Origin of the sequence: Clostridium sp. OM02-18AC (genome assembly GCF_003481825.1) — a bacterium.
Taxonomy (GTDB): domain Bacteria; phylum Bacillota; class Clostridia; order Lachnospirales; family Lachnospiraceae; genus Brotaphodocola.
Genome location: NZ_QULW01000025.1, coordinates 24945 through 49657 on the forward strand (window position 1 = coordinate 24945; position 24713 = coordinate 49657).

The following is a 24713-nucleotide window of genomic DNA, read 5'->3' on the forward strand; positions in this document are numbered from 1 at the left end:
TGCCGGCCGTCATGTCTTAGTATGAAATAAGAACGAGGTAAAAAATATGGGTACTCCTGTTGTTGACACACCCGGAAAGAAAAAACTTTCGGGAACTGTGAAGGGCTATCTGATCCTGTTTGGTCTGGTAGTGCTTTCCTGGCTGATCTTTAAGATCCTGACACCTAGCAACTTTGGTTCACCGGCTAACATGCTGAGCTATTTCCAGGCCAGCCTGATTGCCACAGTCGGTGCAGTTGGCTTCTATTTCGTTATGGTTATGGGAATGTTTGATTTCTCTATTGGTGCAAACATCATGCTTTCCGCAATCGTTGGCTGCGTGTTCGCATCAAGATTCGGAATGGGCTATGCCGGACTCATCATCGGAAGTATCGTGACCGGTTCCATCGTTGGTCTGTTGAACGGCGTTTTCTATGTTAAGCTTCACATTCCGTCTATGATCGTAACCACGGGTCTTGCGCTGATTTATGAGTCTGTTGCGAACTATATCGCAGGCGGTGTGGAGCAGACGCTTCCGTCTAACCTGCGTGCCTTTGGCCAGATGCCGGGCAACATTATCCTGGCAGTGTTAGCATGCGTGGTTGCGTACATCTTTTTAAATTACACCAAGATCGGTACATACACCTACGCGATCGGCAGCAACGAGTTTGTAGCCAAGAACATGGGTATCAACGTAGATAAATACAAGGTTCTGGCATTCATCTTAAGTGGCGCCTTCCTTGGCGTCATGGCAGTCCTGACCATCAGCTATGGTTCTTCCATGGTAGCAGTAACCGGAATGGCCTCCATGAGCCGTAACTTCGTTCCGACCATGGGCTGCTTCTTTGGGCTTGCATTTAAGAAATACGGTATGCCGTTACAGGCAATTGTGATCGGTGAGTTTGTCATCAACATCATCTTCTTCGGATTCATCGCCATGGGTGCGCCGACCGCAATCCAGGATGTTATCACCGGCCTTGCGCTGCTGATCATCATTACGGTAACCACCAAAGTAACAAAAGGCGAGATCGTCAAGTAGATCATAGGGAGGAAATGCAATGAGCGAAGTAAGGTTAGAGGTAAAAAATCTTTGCAAGTCCTTCGGTATCACGAAGGCGGTTCAGAATGTTTCATTTAACGTAAACAAAGGCGAGGTACATGCGTTGATCGGTGAGAATGGTTCCGGTAAATCAACCCTGACCAACATGTTGACCGGTATCTACAGCATCGGAAGCGGTACCTTCGTACTGGATGGAAAAGAGATCCATCCGAAAAATCAGGTTGAGGCAAATAACGAGGGTGTCTCCATTATCGTGCAGGAGCTTGGTACCCTGTCTGGCCTGACTGTGGCAGAGAATATCTTCCTGGGTCATGAGGACCAGTTCGTACATATGGGAATCAAGAACACCAATGCCATGAACAAGAAGGCAACGGAGCTCTTAAAGAAATATGGCTTTGAGCGTATCAAGGCAGCAGACATTATTGATGAGTATAACTTTGAGGACCGTAAGCTGATCGAGATCGTAAAGGCAACCTACTTTGATCCGAAGATCGTTGTCATCGATGAGACGACCACCGCACTTTCTCAGGAGGGACGTGAAGAGCTGTACAAGCACATGAACCGGATCCGCGAGAGCGGCAACTCTATCATCTTCATTTCCCATGACCTTCCGGAGGTTCTGGATAAATCTGATACCATCACTATCATGCGTGATGGCGTTTACATTGACACTGTAAAGAGCAAAGACGTAACAGAGGATGACTTAAAGCGTCTCATGGTTGGCCGTGAGGTAACTGGTGACTATTATCGTTCCGATTACGGAGAGAAGGTTTCTGATGAGGTGGTTCTTTCTGTAAAGAATGTATCTGTTCCTGGACTGATCCACGATGTAAGCTTTGACCTGCACAAGGGTGAGATCCTTGGCTTTGGCGGTCTGTCCGAGTCCGGTATGCATGAAATCGGAAAAGCTATTTTCGGCGCTTCCTATGACCGTACCGGTATCGTAGAACTGGCAGATGGAACCCAGATCAATGATATTCCGACTGCCATTAAACACAGCATTGCTTACACGTCCAAAGACCGTGATAATGAGTCTGTTGTGTTAAACCAGAGTATCGGTGATAATATCTGCCTTCCGTCCTTAGACAGCCTGGCCGGTAAGAGCCATCTGTTAAGCGATAAGAAGTTAAAAGAGTTTGCAAACAAATATGCAAAGCAGATGTCCGTTAAGATGGTCAATGTAGATCAGTTTGTATCCGACCTTTCCGGCGGTAATAAACAGAAGGTTGTTCTGGCAAGATGGATCGGTAAAGACTCTGATATCGTTGTATTAGACAGTCCGACCCGAGGCATCGATATCAAGGTAAAACAGGATATCTACCAGTTAATGAACCAGATGAGAAAGAATGGCAAGTCCATCATCATGATTTCCGAGGAGTTAATGGAGCTCATTGGTATGTGCGACCGCATCATGATCATGAAGGATGGCAGGACCAGCGGAGAGCTGGAGCGTAATGAGGCCCTCGATGAGAACAGCCTGATTACGATGATGGTATAAGGAGGCAGCAATGGAGAATCAAGTTAAGACAAACACAGACCAGAAGGAGCAGCAGCTCAGAAAAATATCAAAAATGTCGATGATCCGTGCCTTGCTTCCGATCGCGGGACTGATTATCATTTTCTTACTGTTTAATGTACTCACGAATTTCCGAATGATGAAGAACCTGCCGCTGGTACTGTCACAGGTATATGTGACTATGATCGCAGCAACCGGTGTATTCTTTATTATGACCATGGGTGGTCTGGATTTCTCTCAGGGCTCTATCCTGGGTATTGCATCCATCGTAGTATGTATGCTTTCCAAGACCAGCATTCCGCTTGCAATTGTGGGTGGTATCGTGGCAGGCGCAGTGATCGGGGCAATCAACGGTTACTTCTATGTATACCGCAAGATCAAATCCTTTATTGTTACGATCTGTACCATGTTCCTGTTCCGCGGATTTATCAAGTATCTGACCACCAACGCGCCGGTCGCAGGTTCTGCAAAGCTGATCAACTTTGACAGCACCGGATTAAAGATTGCGTGTACCGTACTGATTCTGGCTATTGGATTTGTACTGTTCCGCTTCACGAAGTTCGGCACTTACTTAAAAGCTATCGGTGCAGGTGAGAAGGCCGCAATGTTCTCTGGTATCCGCACCGACCGCATGAAGTTCTGGATCTACGTTTTAGCTGGCGCAATTACCGGTTTTGCAGCGTTTATCAACGTTATCAAAGTTGGTTCTGTTACTTCTTCCGGCGGTAACCAGTTAGAGACCCAGATCCTGATCGCACTGGTACTTGGCGGTATGCCAATCTCCGGCGGCGCAAAGGTACGCTTTGAGAACATCATCGTAGGTTCTCTGCTTTACATCGTATTAAACAGCGGACTGACCATGATGGGCTTCACTACACAGCTCATGCAGCTGATCCAGGGTGTAGTCTTCCTGGTATTCGTAGCAGTATTTGCAGACCGTCAGTCCCTGCAGGTTATTAAATAACCGGCTGGGGAGCAGCTGCCTGCAGAACGAAGTAAGCACAGCGAAAATTTATGCGGCGGGAATGCCGGTATCAGGAGAAGTATCGGAGGTTTGATGATATGCCCAGAACAGCTGGAAGTCAGAATCAGGAAAATCTGAAATACCAGAAGCTTTACAACTGGGGTCGTACCCTGATCACCAGCGGGGTGATCAAAAACCAGGACAAATTCCCGTCCGAACATATCCTTCAGAAAAAATTCGGATATTCCAGGCAGACGGTCCGCAATGCTTTGGACCGTCTGGAAAGGGATGGTCTGATCGTACGGATAAAGGGAAGCGGTACCTATGTATCTTATCAGAACCAAGACGCAGACGGGGCACGTCCCCATGTGGGGCTGATCTTAAGCTATCTTTCGGACTATCTGTTTCCACAGGTGTATGCAGGAATTGAGTCGGTACTCCAGGAAAAAGGATTCGAGATCGATGTAGCGGTAACCAGAAATCGTCTGAACGATGAGGAAATGTATTTAAAAGGTTTCTTAAACCGGAATGTGGCGGGACTGATCATTGAGGGCACCCGTTCTACATTTCCAAATCCGAACCTGCGTCTTTACAAGGAAATCCGGAAGCGGAATATTCCGACCCTGTTCATTCACAACCATTACCAGAATGAGCAGTTTGACAGCGTGGAAATGTCAGATGCAAAAGCCGGGTATGAACTGACCCGGTTTCTCATCCAGAAAGGTCACCGGCGTATCGGCGGAATTTTCAAGTATGATGACATGCAGGGGATTGAGCGATATCGCGGTTTTATTGAATGCCTGTCCGACTATGGAATTAATTTTGACGATGATTGTATCCGTTGGTATTCCACCAAGGATATGGAAGAAAAGTTAAGCAGGAAGAGTTTACTGCGGATGTACCGCAGGACAAAAGACTGCACGGCCATGATCCTCTATAACGATGAGGTGGCTGGCTTCTATATGGATTTTTTAAAGGAACGCGGACTGAAGGTCCCGGATGATATTTCCCTGGTATCGTTTGATGATGCCGGGCCGGAGCAGGACGCGGAACTGAAGATCTTATCGGTGATCCATCCCAAATATAATCTTGGAAAGATCACGGCCAGGAACCTTCTTCGCATGATGGAGGATCCGGAATGGCAGAAAAAGAATTACGCACACCAGTTTCCGGTGACATTCAACAACGGAAACTCGGTACGTGATATAAGATGAACATTCATATTTATCAAGGAGGTAGATTGAAATGAAAAAGTTATACTTTGCAGTAGGCTCCCAGGACCTTTACGGAGACGAGTGCTTAAAACAGGTGGCTGAGGACAGCCGCCAGATGGCAGAGTTTTTAAATGACAAATTAAAAGATATCGTAGAGGTAGAGTTGGTTCCGACCATCATCAACTCCGAGAGCTGCATCAAGACCATGCGTCAGGCATCCTGCGATGATGACTGTGTCGGCGTGATCACCTGGATGCATACCTTCTCCCCGGCTAAGATGTGGATCAAGGGCCTTCAGGAACTGAGAAAACCGCTTTTACATCTGCATACCCAGGCAAACGAGAAGCTTCCGTACGATGCGATCGATATGGACTTCATGAACTTAAACCAGTCTGCACATGGTGACCGTGAGTACGGCTTCATCGTAGCAAGAATGGGAATCCCGCACGAGGTTGTTGCAGGCTACTATAAACATGACGATGTAGTTGCAAAGATCCGCCAGTTCGCATCCGTTGCAAAGGCAATCGCTTATTCCAAATCCTTAAAGGTTGCTTCCTTCGGCAACAACATGCGTGAAGTAGCCGTAACCGATGGCGACCGTGTAGAGAGCCAGATCAAATACGGCTGGGAGTGCAACTACTTTGCACTGGGTGACATCGTAGACATCATCAATGCAGTGACCGAAGATGAGATCGATGCAAAGATGAAAGAGTACACCGATAAGTACACCATGAAGACTGAGCGGATCGATTCTGTCCGCGAGCAGGCAAAATATGAGGTTGGTCTGGAGAAATTCCTGGCTGCCAACGGTATCGGCGCATTTGCAGACACCTTCCAGGATCTGCACGGATTAAAACAGCTTCCGGGTATCGCAGCACAGAACTTAATGGCAAAGGGAATCGGCTTTGGTCCGGAGGGCGACTATAAGATCTCTGCTTTATCCGCGGTTCTGATGAAGATGTCTGAGGGCAAAGAGGGCGCAACCGGCTTTATCGAGGACTATACCTACGATCTGACTCCGGGTCAGGAGTTAGAGCTGGCTTCCCATATGCTGGAGGTTCCGCCGGCATTTGCAGCTACTAAACCGGAGATCGATGTACTGCCGCTTGGCATTGGCGGTAAAGAAGATCCGGCAAGACTGATCTTCGACGGCGTGACCGGTGATGGTATCCAGGTAACCCTGGTTGATATGGGTGACCGCTTCCGCCTGATCTGCGCAGACATCGAGCTGGTAAAACAGCCGAAGCCGATGCCGAACCTTCCGGTAGCAAGAATCATGTACCGTCATAAACCGAACTTCCAGATCGGTACCGCAGCATGGTGCTACGCAGGTGGTGCACATCATTCTGTAGTATCTACCGCACTGACCAGAGACGATATCGCGATGTTCGCCCGTCTGACCGGCACAGAGCTCATCACCATTGGTGACGATACCACCGAGGCAGACCTGCAGAAGTTTTTCATGAAATAAATTATTTGGGAATGTGATCATAATGGCATAAAAACAGACAGCCGCCTCACGGAGAAATCCGTGGGCGGCTGTTTTGGTGTTCATGGGAACTTGTGCTCTGTGAAACGAAAAGGTTCTGCGAGGCTGTGTGGAAATTACTACCCCATTTTCTGGTTCATGAGCCAGGTAGTAAAGTAGGCCTGGATCACATCGAACGGTGCATTTCCCATATCCAGAAGGAAGGTGTGAAAGGCTTTGGCAGAGAACTTTTCGCCAAGCTGCAGCTTAGCGTTTTCCCTCATGTTGCGGATCTCCAGGGAGCCGATGAAGTAAGAAAGATAGTTGGCAGGATTATCCACCATGGCCTCAAACATGGAATCGGTGATGGAGTCCGGGTCACTGAAATAGGAGGAGAGGTATTTGCGGACATCTTCCCGCTCCCAGCCAAGGTAATTCACGGCCAGGTCCAGATACGCATGGATACCGAGGGTCGCTTTGGAGTTCGCTTCCAGCAGTTCGCCAAGCAGCGGGTCCAGACCGTTATCCAGCCGGTAGGACAGTGCTTCCACGTAAGCGGCCCAGCCTTCCGTGTAGCCGGAAAAGCTTAAGATCTTGCGCAGGTCAGAATCGCAGTGGGTGTGAAACCATACGGTCTGATACAGGTGGCCCGGATAACCCTCATGGGCTATGGTATTGTAGAGCGGCTGGTTATCGTAGACGGGATTCCGGTTGATGTAGATCACATTTTCAGAGCTGTCATCCAATGGTGAGGTTAAGTAAAAGGCAGGACTTAAGGAAAGCTCTAAGGCCTTTGGAACATCCTTTAAGGTGTAGCTGCATTCCGGAAGCTGCGGGAAGTCTTTTAAGGTCTGTTCCTTTAACTCTTCCATAATGGCAGTTGGCTCCGTCTGGCGGTAGTGATAGTCAGACAGCATGGATTCCAGCTCCGGGTGTTCGGAAAGCAGCTTTGAGGTGGTCTGCAGGTTCGTGGAAATCTCCTGCTCTGTGGCAGTCATCAGTTCATCGATCGAATGGTAGGAGGTGCCGGTTGCCGTGTAGACAAGATATTCATAGTATGCCTTTCCGTTCGGGTATCCGCACATTCCCTTTTCATTTGTTCCGGTGCCTTTTAAGGTTTCCAGGCCATCGATCAGAAGCTTATATGCCGGGACAAAATGTTCCTCCAGGGCCTTTTCATTGCGGGAGCAAAGCTCCTTTTTTTCATCGTCTGTCAGATCGGGAAGAGCCGCTAACCGTTCCTTAAAGGAATCGATCATAAAGTTGTTTCCCGGGACGAGCAGGTAGCTTTTGCAGGAATCGATGACGTGGTCCAGGGAGGTGTCACTCATCATCAGGCCGGCACTGGCTTTTTCCTGCTCAAAAGAGAGAATCTGCCCGTAAAATGTGTCCAGATATTCTAAAATATTCAGATAGTCCTCCACATCCTGGCGGGTATAAAAGAGATATTCACAGAGCAGCATCGGAAGCTGGGCCTGGGTTCCGATGGTGGGCGCTAACGGCTGGCTGTAAAGCTCCAGTCCTTCTCCTTTTTTCTCTGTTTTCATCAGGCTTTCCAGGATGCGGAGCGTAAGCTTCTGATCTTCGGTCAGAAGTGCAGGCTGAAAAGATGCGAGCTCATTGCGAAGATCTTCCTGGTCTTTCCGGGTCTGCAAAAATGCATCCATGGAAACGGGAGAGATCAGTGCATCCGTTTTGGTGATGCCGCGGCTTTCCGGGTTTTTCAGTAGAAAATGAAGATCCAGACGGGAGGCTGAGACCTCGTCCTGAAACAGTGTTTCTTCCAGATCCGCAAAACGCTGCTGTTCTTTTAAGCTGCTTTCTGTCAGCTGTTCATAGTCTGAAGTGCTTTCCTCCTCGTATGGGGCAGCTGTGGTGGGCTGCGGCGTGCGGGAGATGGGAGAGCAGGAACAAAGCAGCATGACGCAGAGCACTCCGGTCAGTAATGACACCAGAGCACGCCTTTTTTTATGATCGTTATGCATGAAGCAATCCTCCAAAGTTAGTCTTAAGTGTTCCTAATTATATCCTATACGCGCCGGAAATACAACAGAACCATAGAATGCAGAATATTGAGTTTTCACGGACTTTATGATATCATTGACTTAATTGGCGCAACAAACTACAGGCTTGCGCAGTTGCAGCGCCGGATATACAGACTGTACGCATTACGGTTCACAGGTTTCACAGACAGTAATGCACAGGCGTCACATTTGACAGGCAGGTCCGGCAGCGAAAGTTTAGGAGGAATATGGCTCATGTGTCAGAATGAAAATTGTAATTGTAAGAAACCGTATTATATCACCACCGCGATCGCTTATACATCCGGTAAGCCGCATATCGGCAATACCTATGAGATCGTATTGGCAGACAGCATCGCGCGTTTTAAAAGAGAGCAGGGCTATGATGTCCGCTTTCAGACCGGTACTGATGAGCACGGTCAGAAAATTGAGTTAAAGGCTGAGGCTGCTGGTGTAACTCCGAAGCAGTTTGTAGACGATGTGGCAGGTCAGATCAAGACAATCTGGGATCTGATGAACACTTCCTACGACAAATTCATCCGTACCACCGATTCCGATCATGAGGCTCAGGTACAGAAAATCTTCAAAAAACTGTACGATCAGGGTGATATTTACAAAGGCTATTATGAGGGCCTTTACTGCACACCGTGTGAGTCCTTCTTTACCGAGTCCCAGTTGGTAGACGGCAAGTGCCCGGACTGCGGCCGTGAAGTGCAGCCGGCAAAGGAAGAAGCTTACTTCTTCAAAATGAGCAAATACGCAGACCGCCTGATCGCGTACATCAACGAGCATCCGGAGTTCATCCAGCCGGTATCCAGAAAGAATGAGATGATGAACAATTTCCTTCTGCCGGGTCTGCAGGATCTGTGCGTATCCAGAACCTCCTTCACCTGGGGCATTCCGGTTTCCTTTGATCCGAAGCATGTTACCTATGTATGGCTGGATGCACTGACCAACTATATCACCGGCCTTGGCTACGACTGCGATGGCCATAGCGGAGAACTGTTTGATAAATACTGGCCGGCAGACCTTCACCTGATCGGTAAAGATATCATCCGCTTCCATACCATTTACTGGCCGATCTTCCTGATGGCACTGGATCTTCCGCTGCCGAAGCAGGTATTTGGCCATCCGTGGCTGTTACAGGGTGACGGCAAGATGAGTAAATCCAAGGGCAACGTCCTTTATGCAGACACTCTGGTAGATTTCTTCGGTGTCGATGCAGTCCGTTACTTTGTTCTGCACGAGATGCCGTTCGAGAACGATGGCGTGATCTCCTGGGAGCTGATGGTAGAGCGCATGAACTCTGATCTGGCAAACATCCTTGGAAATCTGGTAAACCGTACCATTTCCATGTCCAATAAATACTTTGGCGGTGAGGTAAGAAATGGCGGCGCTGCCGATGCAGTGGATGAGGACTTAAAGAATGTCGTTCTGGAATCCGTAAAGAAAGCAGAGGGCAAGATGAATGAGCTGCGTGTGGCAGATGCCATCACCGAGATCTTCAACATCTTCCGCCGCTGCAATAAATATATTGATGAAACCATGCCGTGGTCTCTGGCAAAGGATGAGGCTCAGAAAGACCGTCTGGCAACTGTGCTCTACAATCTGGTAGAGGCAATCACCATCGGCGCATCCTTACTGGAGTCCTTCATGCCGGATACCTCTAAGAAGATCCTGGCACAGCTCCATGCACAGAAGCGTGTCCTTTCCGAGATGGATCAGTTCGGTCTGTATCCGTCCGGCGAGCATGTAACCGACGCTCCGGAGATTCTGTTCGCAAGAATGGATATCAAAGAAGTGATGGAAAAAGTAGAAGCAATGCGCGCTGCTGAGAAGGCTGCAGCACCGGCCGCAGAGGAGGCAAAGGAAGAGGAGCCGGTCATCGACATCGAGCCGAAGGATGAAATCGAGTACGATGACTTTGCAAAGCTCCAGTTCCAGGTTGGCGAGATCATTGCCTGCGAGGCTGTGAAGAAGTCCAAGAAGCTTCTCTGCTCCCAGGTTAAGATCGGCAGCCAGGTAAAACAGATCGTCAGCGGAATCAAGGCACATTATTCACCGGAAGAGATGGTAGGCAAGAAGGTTATGGTAGTTGTAAACTTAAAGCCTGCAAAGCTGGCTGGTGTACTGTCTGAGGGTATGCTTCTCTGCGCAGAAGATGCAGACGGAAACCTGTCCTTAATGGTTCCGGAGAAGAAGATGCCGTCCGGCGCTGAGATCTGCTAAGGTGATAACCCGGAAGTAAAAGCATGCCGGCTGCGGGACAGCCGCAAAGAATGAGGAACAAAGACAGATGTCTGAAAAACAAATTTTGAGACATGGATTAAACGGCAATCAGTTAAAGCTGATTGCCGTTGTCAGTATGTTATGCGATCATGCAGCAATCCGCCTGCTGGCTTACGGGCTGATCCCGGCGCTGCGTGAGACAGGAGCGGATGCCGCGGCAGATCTGTGGAACCAGGTTTTCTGGATTTTGCGCTCGGTGGGGCGTATGGCATTTCCGATTTATGTATTTCTTCTCGTGGAAGGATTCTGCCATACGGCAAACCGCAGGCGCTATGCAATGCGCCTTGGAATCTTTGCCCTTCTCTCCGAGGTCCCGTATGACCTGCTGTTATTTGGAAAACCCTGGGATATGCGGGCGCAGAATGTGTTTATCACCCTGTTCCTTGGAATTTTGATGTTAACGGTCATAGACTGGATCGGAAAAAATACCGAAGCGGGCATGGCACCTTACCGGCAGATGGGTGTGATCGCGGCAACAGCATTTCTTGCCTGTTTTTTGAAGTGCGATTACGATGCTGTAGGAATTATGCTGATCGCGCTGTTCTTCTGGCTTCGTCCGCAGCCGGGGACGGCATGCCTGCTGGGACTGCTTTTTCTGGCGGCAGCCGAGTCAAAACCGGTCTACCTGCCCGGACTGGCAGCTGCGTTCTGCCTGATCCGCTGCTATAACGGGACACGCGGGGGATTCCGGGGGAAATGGTTTTTCTATCTGGTGTATCCGGTGCATTTGCTGCTTTTGTATGGGTTATCCAGATTGCTGTTTGGTTAGTTAAAGGAGAACATTATGATTTTTGATACCCATGCCCATTACGATGATGAGGCATTTCACGAGGACCGCGATGCTGTTTTAAAAAGTCTGTCAGAGCACGGCATTGAGGCCGTGGTCAATGTAGGCGCAAGCATCCAGACAACGAAAAATACATTGGAGCTGATGAAAAAATATCCATTTGTCTATGGTGCGGTCGGCGTGCATCCAAGTGAGACAGCAGAGCTGAATGATCACCTGTTTGACTGGCTGCGCCATGTGTCAGAGAAAGAGAAAGTGGTGGCGATCGGAGAAATCGGTCTGGATTATCACTGGGACGAGCCAGAGCCGGAGCTTCAGAAAACCTGGTTTGTGCGTCAGCTTGGACTGGCAAGGGACCGGAAACTTCCGGTTATCATTCACAGCCGTGATGCTGCAAAAGACACGCTTGATATCATGAAGGCAGAAAAAGCGGGAGAAATCGGAGGAGTGATTCACTGCTTTTCTTACAGTCTGGAAATGGCGAAGGAATATCTGAATATGGGCTTTTATCTGGGAATCGGCGGTGTGCTGACGTTCAATAACGCGAAAAAGTTAAAAGAAGTGGTTGCGTATATGCCGCTGGAGCGGATCGTACTGGAGACCGATTGTCCGTACCTTTCCCCAGTGCCAAACCGCGGTAAAAGGAATTCTTCGCTGAACCTTCCCTATGTGGTGGAGGAAATCAGCCGGATCAAACAGGTGCCGGCTGAGCGGATCATTGAGATCACAAACCGGAATGCAAAGCAGATGTACCGGATGGAAAAATAAAGGAGGGAAGAAGCATGAGAGAAAAGCTTGGTAATCCGAAGAATACCATCGAAGTAATCCAGAAATATCAGTTTGCCTTTCAGAAAAAGTTTGGCCAGAACTTTCTGATTGATCCCCATGTGCTGGACAAGATCATAGGGGCAGCAGGCGTCACAAAAGAGGATATGGTGCTGGAAATCGGACCTGGTATTGGAACCATGACGCAGTACCTGGCAGAGGCAGCCGGAAAGGTCGTTGCAGTAGAGATCGACAACAACCTGATCCCGATTTTAAAAGAGACGCTGGCTGATTACGATAACATTACCATTATCAATGAAGATATCCTGAAAGTTGACATAAAAAAACTGGCAGAGGAATACAATGGTGGCCGCCCGATCAAGGTTGTGGCAAATCTGCCGTATTATATTACCACACCGATCATTATGGGACTGTTTGAAAGCAATGTGCCGATCGACAACATTACCGTTATGGTGCAGAAAGAGGTTGCAGACCGCATGCAGGTAGGACCGGGCTCCAAGGACTATGGCGCACTGTCTCTGGCCGTGCAGTATTACGCGGAGCCGTATATTGTGGCGAATGTACCGCCGAACTGCTTCATCCCGCGCCCGAATGTGGGGTCTGCGGTCATCCGTCTGACCCGCCATAAGGAAATGCCGGTTCAGGTAACCGATCCGAAGCTGATGTTCCGTCTGATCCGCGCATCTTTCAACCAGCGCAGAAAGACATTGCAGAACGGTTTGAATAACGCACCGGACATTTCTTTTACTAAGGAACAGATCATAGCGGCCATTGAAAGCCTGGGAGTTCCGGCAACGATCCGTGGTGAGGCACTGGATTTAAAACAGTTTGCGCAGTTAGCGAATTATTTTACGGAACATTGTAAATAAAGTAACTGTTCAGTAGGTCTGCGCATTTACTGCGCTGACCGTAAGAAAACATAGGCTGGCAGGCAAAAATCCCATTGCCGCAGGCAATTTTTCATGGATTTTTGCTTGTGACTGTGAAGGTACTGAACAGTTACTAAATAAATATTTTGGACATAGCTCTCATATCTTCCGCATATACATAATAGCGGAGGGATGAGAGCTATGTCTGATTATCGGAGACTGATTTCGTACATATATGCATACGAGGGTGGAGAAAAAGGGAAAAATATAGGGTTTGCCAAGATCGATATGCGTGGTCCACAGTGCCGGATCCAGGTGAATGTCAAGAAGGTTTATGTAGGCAGCAGCGATATCGGTGTATATCTGCTTCATACCGGCGGGGAAGTTCTGCTGGGACGGATCTTTATCCGCAGCGGTGCGGGAGAGTTTCGCACCCAGGTGCAGTCCGAAGATGTGGATGGAACCGGCATTCGCATAGAAGACTGTTACGGTCTCACGATCCATGATATGGAAAATGCCTGGCAGAGCTATACTACGATTTGGGAAGATGCAGTAGCGCAGACCGCAGAGATCCAGCTGGCAGAGGTAACGGCAGAGCATATCCGCAGGCAGCAGGAAGAGAGGATGCAGCAGGAACGAAAACAGCAGGAACAAAAACAGCAGGAACAAAAACAACAGGAAGAACAGCAGGATCAGCAGGCACAGCAAAGTCTTCCTATATCAGCAGAAATCGAGCGTGAACTGGAGGCAGAGGAAGAAAAGCTGGAAGCGACTGCGCCGTGGGAAGAAAATGTAGCAGTGGATGGGGGAAAAAACGAACAGTCGTGTCAGAATATTGAGGGAAGTAAGCGGGAAAGTGTACAGGCAGAATCTGTGAAAGAAGCCTGTGTGGAGAACATGCAGGCAGAATCTACAGTGGAAAATTGTCTGGAGAGCAAGCAACCGGAATCGGTGGCTGAAAAACGTCTAGAGAGTATGCTGACAGAGCCTGTGGTGGAAAAACATTTGGAGGATTTTGCGCCAGATTCCAGGATGGAAAAGCATCGAAAACGAATACCGGAAGAAGGTATGGCAGAGGTGCAGCAAATAAATCTGCCGGAAGAACAGACAGAGAAGCAGCCGGACGATCAGGATGTGCATCAAGGCCCGGAAGACACCGCACGTCTGGCAGAGCTTGACCGGGAAGAAAATGAAGAACTTGCAGATACGAATATCTGGAAAAAAATGAGTGGTCACTACACAAAAGTTCTGGCTTTTGACTATGACAATGACTGCGAAATCCTCTCCATCAAACCCCAGGATATCGGGCTTTTGCCCCGGGAAATCTGGGTGTATGGAAACAACAGTTTCCTGCTTCACGGATATTATAATTACCGGCACCTGATCCTGGCGAAGCTGCAGGATCCGCAGAAGGCACCCCGCTATCTTCTGGGAGTGCCAGGACATTATTTCAGTAACGAAAAATACATGGCTTCCATGTTCGGCTTCCCGCATTTTGTCCTGGCAAGGAAACAGCCTCAGGGGGACGGAAGATTTGGCTACTGGTATACGGATATCCGGTTGTGAAGACTGCTGATATCCGTTATACTGTTGATATGGGTTACTGTTTGGTACTGGACACGTGCGCGTGTACAGGAGCGTTGTTTGCGCATGCTGAATGGTAACGGCTAGAAAACAACTGGATCTGTAAATGAAACATACAGAACCGGGAAGGAATTTATTGTGGCAGAAGAAAAGAGAGTAGAAGAAAATGCAACGATAGAAAAAGATACGCAGGAAGCATTTGTATCACCGGAGGATATCCGATATATGAAAGAGGCAATCCGGCAGGCAAAAAAGGCCGCGGCTCTGGGGGATGTCCCGATTGGCTGCGTGATCGTATATCAGGGAAAGATCATTGGCCGTGGCTATAACCGGCGTATGGCGGACAAAACAGTCCTGGCTCATGCCGAAATCATCGCGATGCGGAAAGCCTGCAAAAAAATGGGGGACTGGCGTCTGGAAGACTGCACGATGTATGTGACACTGGAACCGTGTCCTATGTGCGCGGGAGCCATTGTGCAGGCGCGGATTCCGAATGTGGTCATTGGCTGTATGAATCCCAAGGCCGGTTGCGCGGGATCGGTACTGGACATGCTCCATGAGGAAGGGTTTAACCATCAGGTAGAGACCAGGATCCATGTATGCAGGGAAGAATGCTCCGGAATGCTGTCACAGTTTTTCAGAGACCTGAGAAAAAAACGGGCAGCAGAAAAACAAAATGGAAATTTTTCTGGAAAGTATGAATAAAACTTATAAGGAATATAGTTTTTTCGTAGTTACGTTTGGTTTTGTGCAGTGCTAGTATGGTAATAACAGGAAAATGTTTTTGTAAAATATTGGAGGGATTAAGATGGCACTGTCACAGGAAGAGAGAAAACATTGGGAAGATGTGATTCGTGAAACGGGCGGTACCCGGGAAATTATGTTAAACAGCCGTGAAATTCCGGAAAAACTCAGCAAATGCAGAGAACTGGTGGAACGGACAGAAATGATGCTGCCTGTAGGGAAAGCTGGTATTCCGGATGTGCGGATTGTTATTACAAAAGCACTGGATCGGAAAGATGGCTGTCCGGTACACGTAAATTGCCATGGAGGCGGATTTGTTTTTCCACAGGGAGAAGATGACGACTATTATTGTGCCCATATTGCATCTGGAATTCATGGCATTGTAGTAGATGTCGATTATGCAGTAGGTCCGGATCATCCATTTCCGACAGCATTTGAACAGAGTTATGCAGCGGTTCAGTGGGCATTTTCGCAGTGCGAAAACTGGCATGCCGACGAAAAACGGGTTTCCATGGGTGGACAGAGTGCTGGCGGAAATTTAACAGCAGCTGTGGCATTGCGGGCAAATGAAAGCAAAGATTTCCAGCTCTGCCTTCAGGTATTGGCATATGCAGCAATGAATTTTCAGACGGATCCGGCTTCCAGACCAGAGACAACACCAGGTGCCGTGGAACGTATGAGGGCATTTGATGCGTTTTATACAGCTGGAGACAAAGCATTAAATTTATCGCCATTTGTTTCTCCCGGACTGGCAACCGATGCGATGATCAAAGATCTGCCGTCCACGCTCATTATTACGGCAGGAAGATGCAATCTGCGTTTCGAGGATGAGGCGTATGGAATGCGGCTGGTTGAAGCAGGGACAGAAGTTACCATGAAGCGGTTTTTGAATTCACGCCACGGTTTTGCCGGAAGAATGGTAGATGAATGGTGGGAGGCGCAGGAATGCGTGATCCATGCGATTCTTGGCGCATCCTTATAAGTGTTTTACGATTGTATCCAAGTGATCGTGACAGAAATCTTGACAAAACGCTTGTTTCTAATGTATACTAAACAGGCATTTGTGAAAACATACAGATGTCACAAGAACATGTCATAAAGCTTCCGCGCAGCCGGGGAGATAGCGGTGCCCTGTATCTGCAATCCGCTCCAGCAGAGGTGATATCCCGCCTCGGATGCGAACTTGCAGGGCTGCCCCTGGTAAGCGGCGTTGACGTTTGGGTCTTGCGCAACAGAACCTCATGAACCGTGTCAGGGCAGGAATGCAGCAGCACTAAGTGAGTCCCTCTGTGTGCCGTAAGGAAGCCTGGACCGAGCTGGCTGCCAGGGTAACGCCTGTGAGCCGTATACAAAGCGGGGTGCGCGGATTTCATAAAGAATAATAGTGGGTATATCTTCAGAGAATGAAGGTATGCCCATTTTTTCCTTTCTCCGAATAAAAGATGGACAAACGAGAAAGCGGTGTATTATAATAAAGTGGGTTTTTTTATTTAGGATAACTATAAAGAAAGAAGGGTGTGTCTTCGATGAGAGTAGGAATACTGACCAGCGGCGGCGATTGCCAGAGCTTAAACGCAACCATGCGCGGTGTGGCAAAAGCACTGTATAAGATGTTTGAAGATGTAGAGATCATTGGTTTTGAAGATGGCTATAAAGGCTTAATGTATGCAGATTACCAGATCATGAAACCTTCGGATTTTTCCGGAATCCTGACAAAGGGCGGAACCATCCTCGGTACGTCAAGACAGCCATTTAAGCTGATGCGTGTTCCAGATGAAAATGGTCTGGACAAGGTTGAGGCCATGAAGCACACATACCGGAAATTGAAATTGGAATGTCTGGTGGTGCTGGGCGGAAACGGAAGCCAGAAAACGGCGAACCTTCTGCGGGAAGAGGGCTTAAATGTGGTATCTCTTCCGAAGACAATTGATAATGATCTTTGGGGAAGCGATGTAACCTTCGGTTTCCAGAGTGCGATCAATGTAGCAACCAACGCCATCGACTGCATTCATACAACAGCGGCATCCCATGGACGTGTTTTCATCGTGGAGGTCATGGGCCATAAGGTTGGCTGGCTGACCCTGTACGCAGGAATGGCTGGCGGTGCCGACATTATCCTGCTTCCGGAAATCCCGTACGATATTAATGTCATTGTTGCGGCATTAAAGGAGCGCAGCAAACAGGGCAAGCGTTTTTCCATCCTGGCTGTTGCGGAAGGCGCAATCTCCAAGGAAGATGCGGGCTTAAGCAAGAAGGAATTAAAAGAAAAGAAAAAGAACCAGGTGATCTATCCGTCAGTTGCTTACGAGCTTGGCGCACAGATCACGGAACGGACCGGACAGGAAGTCCGTGTGACAGTTCCGGGCCATACCCAGAGAGGCGGCGAGCCGTGTCCGTACGACCGGGTGCTTTCTACCCGTCTTGGCGCGGCAGCGGCAAAGCTGATCCAGGAAAAGAAATATGGGTATATGGTAGCAGTGCGGAATAACGAGATTACGGAAGTTCCGCTGGAAGAGGTTGCCGGAAAATTAAAAACGGTAGATCCGAACTGCTCCATGATCCAGGAAGCCAAGATGATCGGGATCAGCTTTGGTGATGAATAAAGACAGCCTGACAGGCAGATGAATTCAGTGAGTCAGACTGCCGGAAACAAGGAGTTAAAGAATATGTCATATACTGCACTATACCGGAAATGGCGCCCTGCCCAGTTTGATGATGTCAAGGGTCAGGATCATATTGTGCAGACATTAAAAAACCAGATTACTAGCGGACGGATCGGCCATGCTTATCTGTTTTGCGGAACCCGCGGAACCGGTAAAACTACCATTGCAAAGATTTTTGCAAAGGCAGTAAACTGTGAGCATCCAGTGGACGGAAGTCCGTGCAATGAATGCGCAGCCTGCAAGGCAATCGCATCCGGAAGCTCCATGAATGTAGTAGAGATCGATGCGGCATCCAACAACGGTGTGGAGAATATCCGTGAGATCCGGGAACAGGTCCAGTATCCGCCGACGGAAGGCGCGTACCGGGTCTATATCATCGACGAGGTGCATATGCTTTCTACCGGTGCATTTAATGCGCTGTTAAAAACACTGGAGGAGCCGCCTTCTTACGTGATCTTTATCCTGGCAACGACAGAGGTGCACAAGATCCCGGTCACGGTATTGTCCCGCTGCCAGCGCTATGATTTCCGGCGTATCACGATCGATACCATTGCGGCGCGTCTGCGGGAGCTGGCCGATGCGGAAAATATCCAGGTAGAGGAGAAAGCGCTGCGCTATGTAGCCAAGGCAGCGGATGGCTCCATGCGAGATGCTTTAAGCCTGTTGGACCAGTGTGTCGCGTTTCATTATGGCACGCTGCTCACTTACGATAATGTGCTGGAAGTGCTGGGCGCAGTGGATTCTGGTGTTTTTAGTGAACTGCTGCGTGCTGTGATCGCAAAGGACACAACGGCGTGCATGAAAAAACTGGAAGAAATGGTGATCCAGGGTCGGGAACTGGGGCAGTTTGTCACAGATTTCATCTGGTACCTGAGGAATCTTCTGGTGTTAAAAACAGCCGATGACGCAGAAAATATGCTGGATATGTCAGAAGACAACTTAAAGCTATTGCGGGAAGAGGCAGAAATGATCAGTGGGGAAACGCTCATGCGTTTTATCCGGATCTTTTCAGAACTTTCCAATCAGATCCGCTATGCAAGCCAGAAGCGGGTGCTGATTGAACTGGCATTGATTAAGCTGACAAAGCCGCAGATGGAGCCGAATCTGGATTCCATTTTACAGCGGTTGGAAGAACTGGAAGACCGGATGGATGAAGGAGTTCCGGTCAATTCCCAGATGATGCAGCAGATGGCGGCCCAGATGGGACAGCAGGGAGCAGGAACGCCGGTATCAGCCGACGCAGAACCGGCACAGCCACCGCAGCAGGTATCCATTCCGAAAGCTCAATTGGAAGATTTAAACCTCATCCGTCAGGACTGGGGGAAAATTATCCGGGAACTTGGCGGAGCAATCCGTCCAAGCTTCCGTGATACGGTACTGGAACCAAGTGGAGACAGTTGTCTGTGCATCGTATTTTCAAATGGGGACAACTATGCCATCGGCAGCAGGCCCACGGTCCTTGGCGCGCTGGAAAAGTATGTGGAGGAGCAGTATGGCAAGACCATGTATTTCAAAGCGCGCATGAGAAATGCCGGTGAGCGGCTGAACACCATTTACGTCAGTGACGAAGAATTAAAAAATGCGGTTCACATGGATATTACAATAGAAGATGAGTAACTGAGCAGATGCAAAACAGTTACAAAGATGACAAAGATTAGGAGGAAGCATCATGGCAAAACGTGGTGGATTCCCGGGCGGAATGCCGGGAAATATGAATAATTTAATGAAACAGGCGCAGAGAATGCAGCGCCAGATGGAAGAGACAACGAAAGAACTGGAAGAGAAGGAGTACAGTGCATCCGCAGGCGGCGGTGCTGTAACTGTAACCGTTTCCGGTAAAAAAGAAGTGCTTTCTGTAAAGCTTTCTGAGGAAGTAGTAGATCCAGATGACATCGAGATGCTTCAGGATCTGATCGTGGCAGCAACCAATGAGGCTCTGCGCAAGATGGAAGATGAGTCTCAGGCAGCCATGTCAAAGCTGACCGGCGGATTAGGCGGTCTGGGCGGAGGCTTCCCATTCTAAAATGGATTACTACAGCAAACAGATCACAACACTGATCGAGGAATTATCAAAGCTTCCGGGTGTTGGAAGCAAATCAGCACAGAGACTGGCATTTCATATCATCAATATGCCGCAGGAGCAGGTGGCGAGTCTGGCTGGCGCGATCACGCAGGCCAAGGCGAATATCCGTTACTGCAAGGAGTGTTATACTCTGACAGATCAGGAACTCTGTCCAATCTGCAGCAGCGACAAGCGTGACCATAAAACGATCATGGTGGTTGAAAACACCAGGGATCTGGCTGCATACGAAAAGACAGGAAAGTATGAAGGTGTATACCATGTACTGCACGGAGCCATTTCTCCGATGCTGGGTATAGGACCCAATGACATCAGGCTGAAGGAGCTGATGCAGCGTCTTCAGGGGGACATAAAAGAAGTGATCATTGCCACCAATTCCAGCCTGGAAGGGGAAACTACGGCCATGTACATCAGTAAGCTGATCAAGCCTACAGGAATCCGTGTAAGCAGGATTGCAAGCGGGGTACCGGTTGGAGGAGATCTGGAGTATATTGATGAGGTAACCCTGTTAAGGGCATTAGAAGGGCGCGTGGAGTTGTAGGGCAGGTCAGAGACCAGCTGCCGGTGTCTGCGGAGCAGAAAAACGGCGGCGAGAGAATGGATATTTGCCCGTTGCTGGCCATGCGTACATGAACAGCAGCGAAATGACAGTGGCAAAGGAGTGCAGAAGATGGATAAATACGAGTTTAACATAAAAGTAGAACAAATCAGAAAATTAAGCAATCAGGGCGATTTTGAGACAGCCATGAAAATTGCGGATACCATTGACTGGAAGAAGGTCCGCAATGCGAATCTGCTGTCTATGGTTGCCAACGTTTACGAAAAGAACCATGAGTATCAGGATGCAAAAGACATTCTGCTGATGGCTTTTGAGCGTGCGCCGATCGGGAAACGGCTGCTTTACAAGCTGACCGATCTTGCGTTAAAGGAAGGCAATGTAGAGGAAGCAAATGCTTACTACCGGGAGTTCTGTGACCTGGCGGGAGATGATCCGCGCCAGCATCTGCTCCGTTATATGATCTTAAAGGCGATGGATGCGCCGATTGAGCAGCAGATCCATTCTCTGGAGGGCTATACCGAAGAAGAGCTGGATGAAAAATGGCTGTACGAGCTGGCAGAGCTGTATCACCGTGCCGGTGATGCGCAGCGCTGTGTGGCAGCCTGCGATAAGATCATGCTGATGTTTGGTCTTGGCAAATATGTAGATAAGGCCATGGAGCTGAAGGTCCAGTATGCGCCGTTAAATAAGTACCAGATGGACCTGGTAGAAAACCGGGATAAATACGAGGAAAAACTGCGCGCAGTAGAGCAGGCCTTTGAAGAGGAAGATGCGATGGATGACGAGCCGGAGACTGATGTGCAGCCGGAGGCAGAACAGTCAGGAAATGCCGCTGAAGAAACAGATGCAGAGGCAGAAGCAGAGCTGGCTTCAGAAGTGGTTTCGGAAGTGCCTGCACCGGCGGATGCTGTTCAGGCAGTCCCGGAAGAACAGAATTTGCTAAAAGAGGCTGCTGTAAAAGACGTCGATGAAGAAAACACAGAAGCACCGGAGGTAAATATTACTCCGGATCTTTCCTATGGAAAAGAAGCAATTGTGGCACAGGTACAGCAGGCAGAGACCGAGGCACAGCTTGCAAAAGAGGTATCGCGGATCGGGAAAGATGCAGTGGAAGAGGAGAGTGACCTGGGCAAGACCCGGGTACTGGATTCCATTCGCCGTATGTCGGCAGCAGATGCTGCACGGAAAGCGGAAACAGAAGCTGCGGAGCCGGAAATCGAAGAGATCGACGAATTTGACGAGGAACCAGAGCTTCCGCGCATGACCAATCATCTGATGATTGAGGCAAGATCGCCTGAAAAAGGCATGGAGATTGCGATTCAGACCTTAAAACAGATTCAAAAAGAAACCGGAATAAAAAATCCGGTGGCAAAGATTACCGGTTCCAAGCTGAACAAGCGAGGAATCCTTGCCTGTGCAGACAAACTGAGCGGAAAAGATCTTATGATCGAGGAGGCCGGAGACTTAACGCCTCAGATGATCGGGGAACTGGAAACACTTATGACCCGCGATACCAGCGGCATGCGTATTATCCTGATCGACAACCCGAAACAGATGGAGATGCTGCATGCGCAGAATCCGTCGCTGGCAGACAAGTTTGAGTGCATTGGCTGTGATTATCCGCCGGTACAGGCAGCGGAGCCAGAGGTTGCTGCGGCAGAGCCGGAAAGCATGGCAGAACCGGAGCGAGAATCAAACTTTAAGCAGGCAGAGCGTCCGGTACGTAAGGTGGTTCCAACCAGCAATGGGGCTATGCGGGCGCCGGAACCGGAATTAGAAGCTTCAGAACAGGAAGCGGCAGAACTAGCTGAACCTGCAGAAGAAGCAGAAATGGATATCGATGAATTTGCGCAGTATTGCTGCAAATATGCATCAGAAATTGACTGCAGCATTACCGGTAAGAGCATGCTTGCGCTTTATGAGCGGATCGAGATCATGGAAGAAGACGGAATCCCGCTGACCAGAAAGGAAGCACAGGCTTTGATCGAGGAAGCTGCGGACCGTGCGGAAAAACCATCTCTCGGCAAAGCCATTAAGGGATTGTTTTCTTCTAAGTATGACAAAGACGGCATGCTGATTTTAAAGGAAGAGCATTTTATATAATGAGAAGAGAAATTAGATTAATTGCACTTGATTTAGACGGGACGCTTCTGGATAGCCAGAAGCGTCTCTCTGCGAGAAATGAAAAGGCACTGAAAGAATGTATTGCCCGCGGGATTTATATTGTACCCTGTACCGGCCGCATCTGGGGAGGCGTGCCGGAGTTTCTGCGTACTTTGCCAGGAATCCGTTATGCCATTACGACGAATGGTGCGATCGTGGAAGACGTGGCAGAGCATAAGATCCTGGATGAGCGGAAGCTGGGCTGCGCACAGGCAATCGATATTTTGGAAATGGCAGGAAAGTTTCATACCATGTACGATGCCTATGTGAATGGATGTGCATATGGGGAAAAGCGGTTTCTGGAACATATGGATGATTACGCGATCCCGGATACGATCCAGGCAATGGTCCGCCAGACAAGACAGGAAGTACCGGATGTCGTGGAGAAGGTCCGCGCGTTAGGGCTTACGGTGGAAAAAATCAATTATTTCTTTGGTGACCAGCAGGAGCGTGCCCGCGCAAGAAGAGCCTTGCAGGACCGCGGGGACGTAATTGTCAGTTCATCCCTGGACAATAACCTGGAGATCAATGCGCCCGGAGCAACAAAAGGGGAAGCAATCCTTCGCCTGGCAAAGCATCTGGGCTTAAGCCGGGAACAGACCATGGGTTTCGGCGACGGGGAAAATGATATGACTATGATCCGCATGGCCGGAATCGGTGTTGCCATGGGAAATGCTGTGGAAGCATTAAAGGCAGAGGCAGACTATGTAACCGTGACGAATGATGAAGACGGGGTTGCGGATGCAATCGAAAAATTGTTGTGAAAATTTGCATGAAAGAAATATATGTATGTGGTGGCCGGAAGCGTAGAATGGAGTATATCATATGGATTTTTTAGCAGAACACTGGCTGTCTGTCGGTGTGGGCGTATTCTGGCTGTCTATGGTGCTTTATGGACATTATAGAGGGTTGGTGCGCATTGCAGTGACATTATTAGCGTTGATCCTGAGCCTTGTTGTGACACGTGTAGCCATGCCGTGTGTGACGGCTGCATTGAATCATAATACTGCCATCCATCAGATGGTGGGGGAGAGTCTTTTGAAAATGGCCGGGGCAAAAGCTGGAATGGAAGAAACAGATGAGCCAGATGGAACAGAAGTACAGCCCTCGTATCAGAGAAATATAATAGAAAATTTAAAGCTTCCGGAACAAATGAAGGAGGTACTGCTGGAAAATAACAATAGTGAGATTTACCGTATGCTGGGCGTGAACCGTTTTTTTGATTATCTCGGGTCATATCTGGCAACGATGGTAATCCGGACGTTTGGCTCCGGAATCTTATTTGCGGTAGTATTTCTCTTCTTCCGGATGGGCGCACATTGGCTGGACCAGGTAGCACGGCTTCCAATCATATCAGAATTGAACCAGCTAGCTGGTGCATTACTTGGAGGTGTTGCGGGTCTTCTGATCATATGGCTCGCCGGTCTTATTATAAAGGCCTGCTCTGGTATGGTGTGGGCGCAGCCGGTGCTTATACAGATTGAAAAAAGCTGGTGGCTGAGCTTGCTGTATCAGAATAATCTGTTTAACTGGCTGTTCTTGTGTATTTTGAAGGGCTTTTCGTGAGGACTAGGGCAGAATGCGGTGTATAATCCGGTTGCTGTTTGCGCACCGCGTAAATAGCAACCGGATTTTGCCTGATTTTTAAGCCTTTTTGCGTGTGGCTTTTTGTTTTTATATTTTTTGAAAAAAGTTGTTGACAAACCATTTCCTGGATGGTATAGTATAACTCACCCGCGAAAAACAGCGGGACAGAAAAAAGAAAATAAAAAAACTGTTGACAAAAGCGTAAACATCTGGTAAGATACAACACGCTGCTGAAAACAGCAAAGCGAATCTGAAAAGATTCAAAAAGAAATTTAAAAAAGTTGTTGACAAAAGCTTGAAGCTGTGCTAAACTATCAAAGTTGCCGCTGAGAGCGAGACAACAAGATGAACCTTGAAAATGAAAGATTGAACAGTGTTTA

The 24713-nt window shown here is 48.7% G+C and carries 21 protein-coding genes and 1 other RNA gene; 20 read left to right on the forward strand and 2 right to left on the reverse strand.

All coding sequences use genetic code 11. The features are described from left to right. Window positions 1–46 precede the first annotated feature (46 nt). The 5 genes from DXB18_RS14845 (at window position 47) to araA (ending at window position 6204) form a co-directional block, all read left to right on the forward strand. Window positions 47–1018, forward strand: a complete 972-nt coding sequence (locus DXB18_RS14845) for an ABC transporter permease (protein ID WP_118708687.1) — start codon at window positions 47–49, stop codon at window positions 1016–1018. Between the two features lie 19 nt (window positions 1019–1037). After that, window positions 1038–2537, forward strand: a complete 1500-nt coding sequence (locus tag DXB18_RS14850; protein WP_118708689.1) for a sugar ABC transporter ATP-binding protein — start codon at window positions 1038–1040, stop codon at window positions 2535–2537. Between the two features lie 10 nt (window positions 2538–2547). Next, on the forward strand, window positions 2548–3519 hold the full coding sequence (locus DXB18_RS14855) for an ABC transporter permease (RefSeq protein ID WP_118708691.1): 972 nt from the start codon (window positions 2548–2550) through the stop codon (window positions 3517–3519). 98 nt (window positions 3520–3617) lie between these two features. Continuing rightward, window positions 3618–4733 carry a GntR family transcriptional regulator gene (locus tag DXB18_RS14860; RefSeq protein ID WP_118708693.1) on the forward strand — a complete coding sequence of 372 codons (1116 nt, stop codon included), beginning with the start codon at window positions 3618–3620 and terminating at the stop codon, window positions 4731–4733. Between the two features lie 31 nt (window positions 4734–4764). After that, window positions 4765–6204, forward strand: a complete 1440-nt coding sequence (gene araA, locus DXB18_RS14865) for an L-arabinose isomerase (RefSeq protein ID WP_118708695.1) — start codon at window positions 4765–4767, stop codon at window positions 6202–6204. Between the two features lie 137 nt (window positions 6205–6341). Here the strand turns inward: araA and DXB18_RS14870 are convergent, their stop codons facing one another. After that, entirely contained in the window at window positions 6342–8186 is a 1845-nt protein-coding gene (locus DXB18_RS14870) for a DUF885 domain-containing protein (RefSeq protein WP_118708697.1), read from the reverse strand. Window positions 8187–8459: 273 nt separating this feature from the next. Between DXB18_RS14870 and metG the strand changes: the two genes are divergently transcribed. From metG to DXB18_RS14945, 15 genes are all read left to right on the forward strand, one after another. Continuing rightward, window positions 8460–10451 carry a methionine--tRNA ligase gene (gene metG / locus DXB18_RS14875; protein ID WP_118708699.1) on the forward strand — a complete coding sequence of 664 codons (1992 nt, stop codon included), beginning with the start codon at window positions 8460–8462 and terminating at the stop codon, window positions 10449–10451. 67 nt (window positions 10452–10518) lie between these two features. Further along, the gene (locus DXB18_RS14880; protein WP_118708701.1) at window positions 10519–11280 is read left to right on the forward strand and encodes a TraX family protein; all 762 of its coding nucleotides are present in this window, start codon (window positions 10519–10521) and stop codon (window positions 11278–11280) included. A gap of 15 nt (window positions 11281–11295) precedes the next feature. Continuing rightward, window positions 11296–12066, forward strand: a complete 771-nt coding sequence (locus DXB18_RS14885) for a TatD family hydrolase (protein ID WP_118708703.1) — start codon at window positions 11296–11298, stop codon at window positions 12064–12066. A 14-nt stretch (window positions 12067–12080) separates the two neighbouring features. Continuing rightward, a complete protein-coding gene (gene rsmA / locus DXB18_RS14890) occupies window positions 12081–12953 on the forward strand; it encodes a 16S rRNA (adenine(1518)-N(6)/adenine(1519)-N(6))-dimethyltransferase RsmA (RefSeq protein ID WP_118544140.1) in 873 nt (290 codons plus the stop codon). A 201-nt stretch (window positions 12954–13154) separates the two neighbouring features. Further along, complete coding sequence (locus DXB18_RS14895) at window positions 13155–14519, forward strand: DUF6128 domain-containing protein (RefSeq protein WP_118708705.1); 1365 nt, start codon at window positions 13155–13157, stop codon at window positions 14517–14519. Between the two features lie 192 nt (window positions 14520–14711). After that, on the forward strand, window positions 14712–15242 hold the full coding sequence (tadA, locus tag DXB18_RS14900) for a tRNA adenosine(34) deaminase TadA (protein WP_279220684.1): 531 nt from the start codon (window positions 14712–14714) through the stop codon (window positions 15240–15242). Window positions 15243–15345: 103 nt separating this feature from the next. Further along, the gene (locus tag DXB18_RS14905) at window positions 15346–16263 is read left to right on the forward strand and encodes an alpha/beta hydrolase (protein ID WP_118708707.1); all 918 of its coding nucleotides are present in this window, start codon (window positions 15346–15348) and stop codon (window positions 16261–16263) included. 122 nt (window positions 16264–16385) lie between these two features. After that, window positions 16386–16647: signal recognition particle sRNA large type (ffs, locus tag DXB18_RS14910), an RNA gene on the forward strand. A 160-nt stretch (window positions 16648–16807) separates the two neighbouring features. Continuing rightward, window positions 16808–17884 carry an ATP-dependent 6-phosphofructokinase gene (locus DXB18_RS14915; RefSeq protein ID WP_118544143.1) on the forward strand — a complete coding sequence of 359 codons (1077 nt, stop codon included), beginning with the start codon at window positions 16808–16810 and terminating at the stop codon, window positions 17882–17884. Window positions 17885–17947: 63 nt separating this feature from the next. Beyond that, window positions 17948–19561, forward strand: coding sequence for a DNA polymerase III subunit gamma/tau (dnaX, locus tag DXB18_RS14920; protein WP_118544144.1), 1614 nt, complete (start codon window positions 17948–17950; stop codon window positions 19559–19561). A gap of 52 nt (window positions 19562–19613) precedes the next feature. Further along, window positions 19614–19967: a YbaB/EbfC family nucleoid-associated protein gene (locus DXB18_RS14925; protein WP_118544145.1), complete on the forward strand. Its 354-nt coding sequence runs from the start codon at window positions 19614–19616 to the stop codon at window positions 19965–19967. Window position 19968: 1 nt separating this feature from the next. Continuing rightward, on the forward strand, window positions 19969–20565 hold the full coding sequence (gene recR, locus DXB18_RS14930) for a recombination mediator RecR (protein ID WP_118533726.1): 597 nt from the start codon (window positions 19969–19971) through the stop codon (window positions 20563–20565). Window positions 20566–20694: 129 nt separating this feature from the next. Continuing rightward, window positions 20695–22686: a tetratricopeptide repeat protein gene (locus tag DXB18_RS14935; RefSeq protein ID WP_118708709.1), complete on the forward strand. Its 1992-nt coding sequence runs from the start codon at window positions 20695–20697 to the stop codon at window positions 22684–22686. Further along, the gene (locus DXB18_RS14940) at window positions 22686–23510 is read left to right on the forward strand and encodes a Cof-type HAD-IIB family hydrolase (RefSeq protein WP_118544147.1); all 825 of its coding nucleotides are present in this window, start codon (window positions 22686–22688) and stop codon (window positions 23508–23510) included. The genes DXB18_RS14935 and DXB18_RS14940 overlap by 1 nt, the downstream gene beginning before the upstream one ends. A gap of 61 nt (window positions 23511–23571) precedes the next feature. Continuing rightward, window positions 23572–24312, forward strand: coding sequence for a CvpA family protein (locus DXB18_RS14945; RefSeq protein ID WP_118544151.1), 741 nt, complete (start codon window positions 23572–23574; stop codon window positions 24310–24312). On the opposite strand, the gene DXB18_RS16380 is transcribed toward DXB18_RS14945, so the two are convergent. After that, window positions 24272–24713: hypothetical protein (locus tag DXB18_RS16380; RefSeq protein WP_207665799.1), on the reverse strand; the 442-nt coding region annotated here is incomplete at its 5' end. The genes DXB18_RS14945 and DXB18_RS16380 overlap by 41 nt on opposite strands.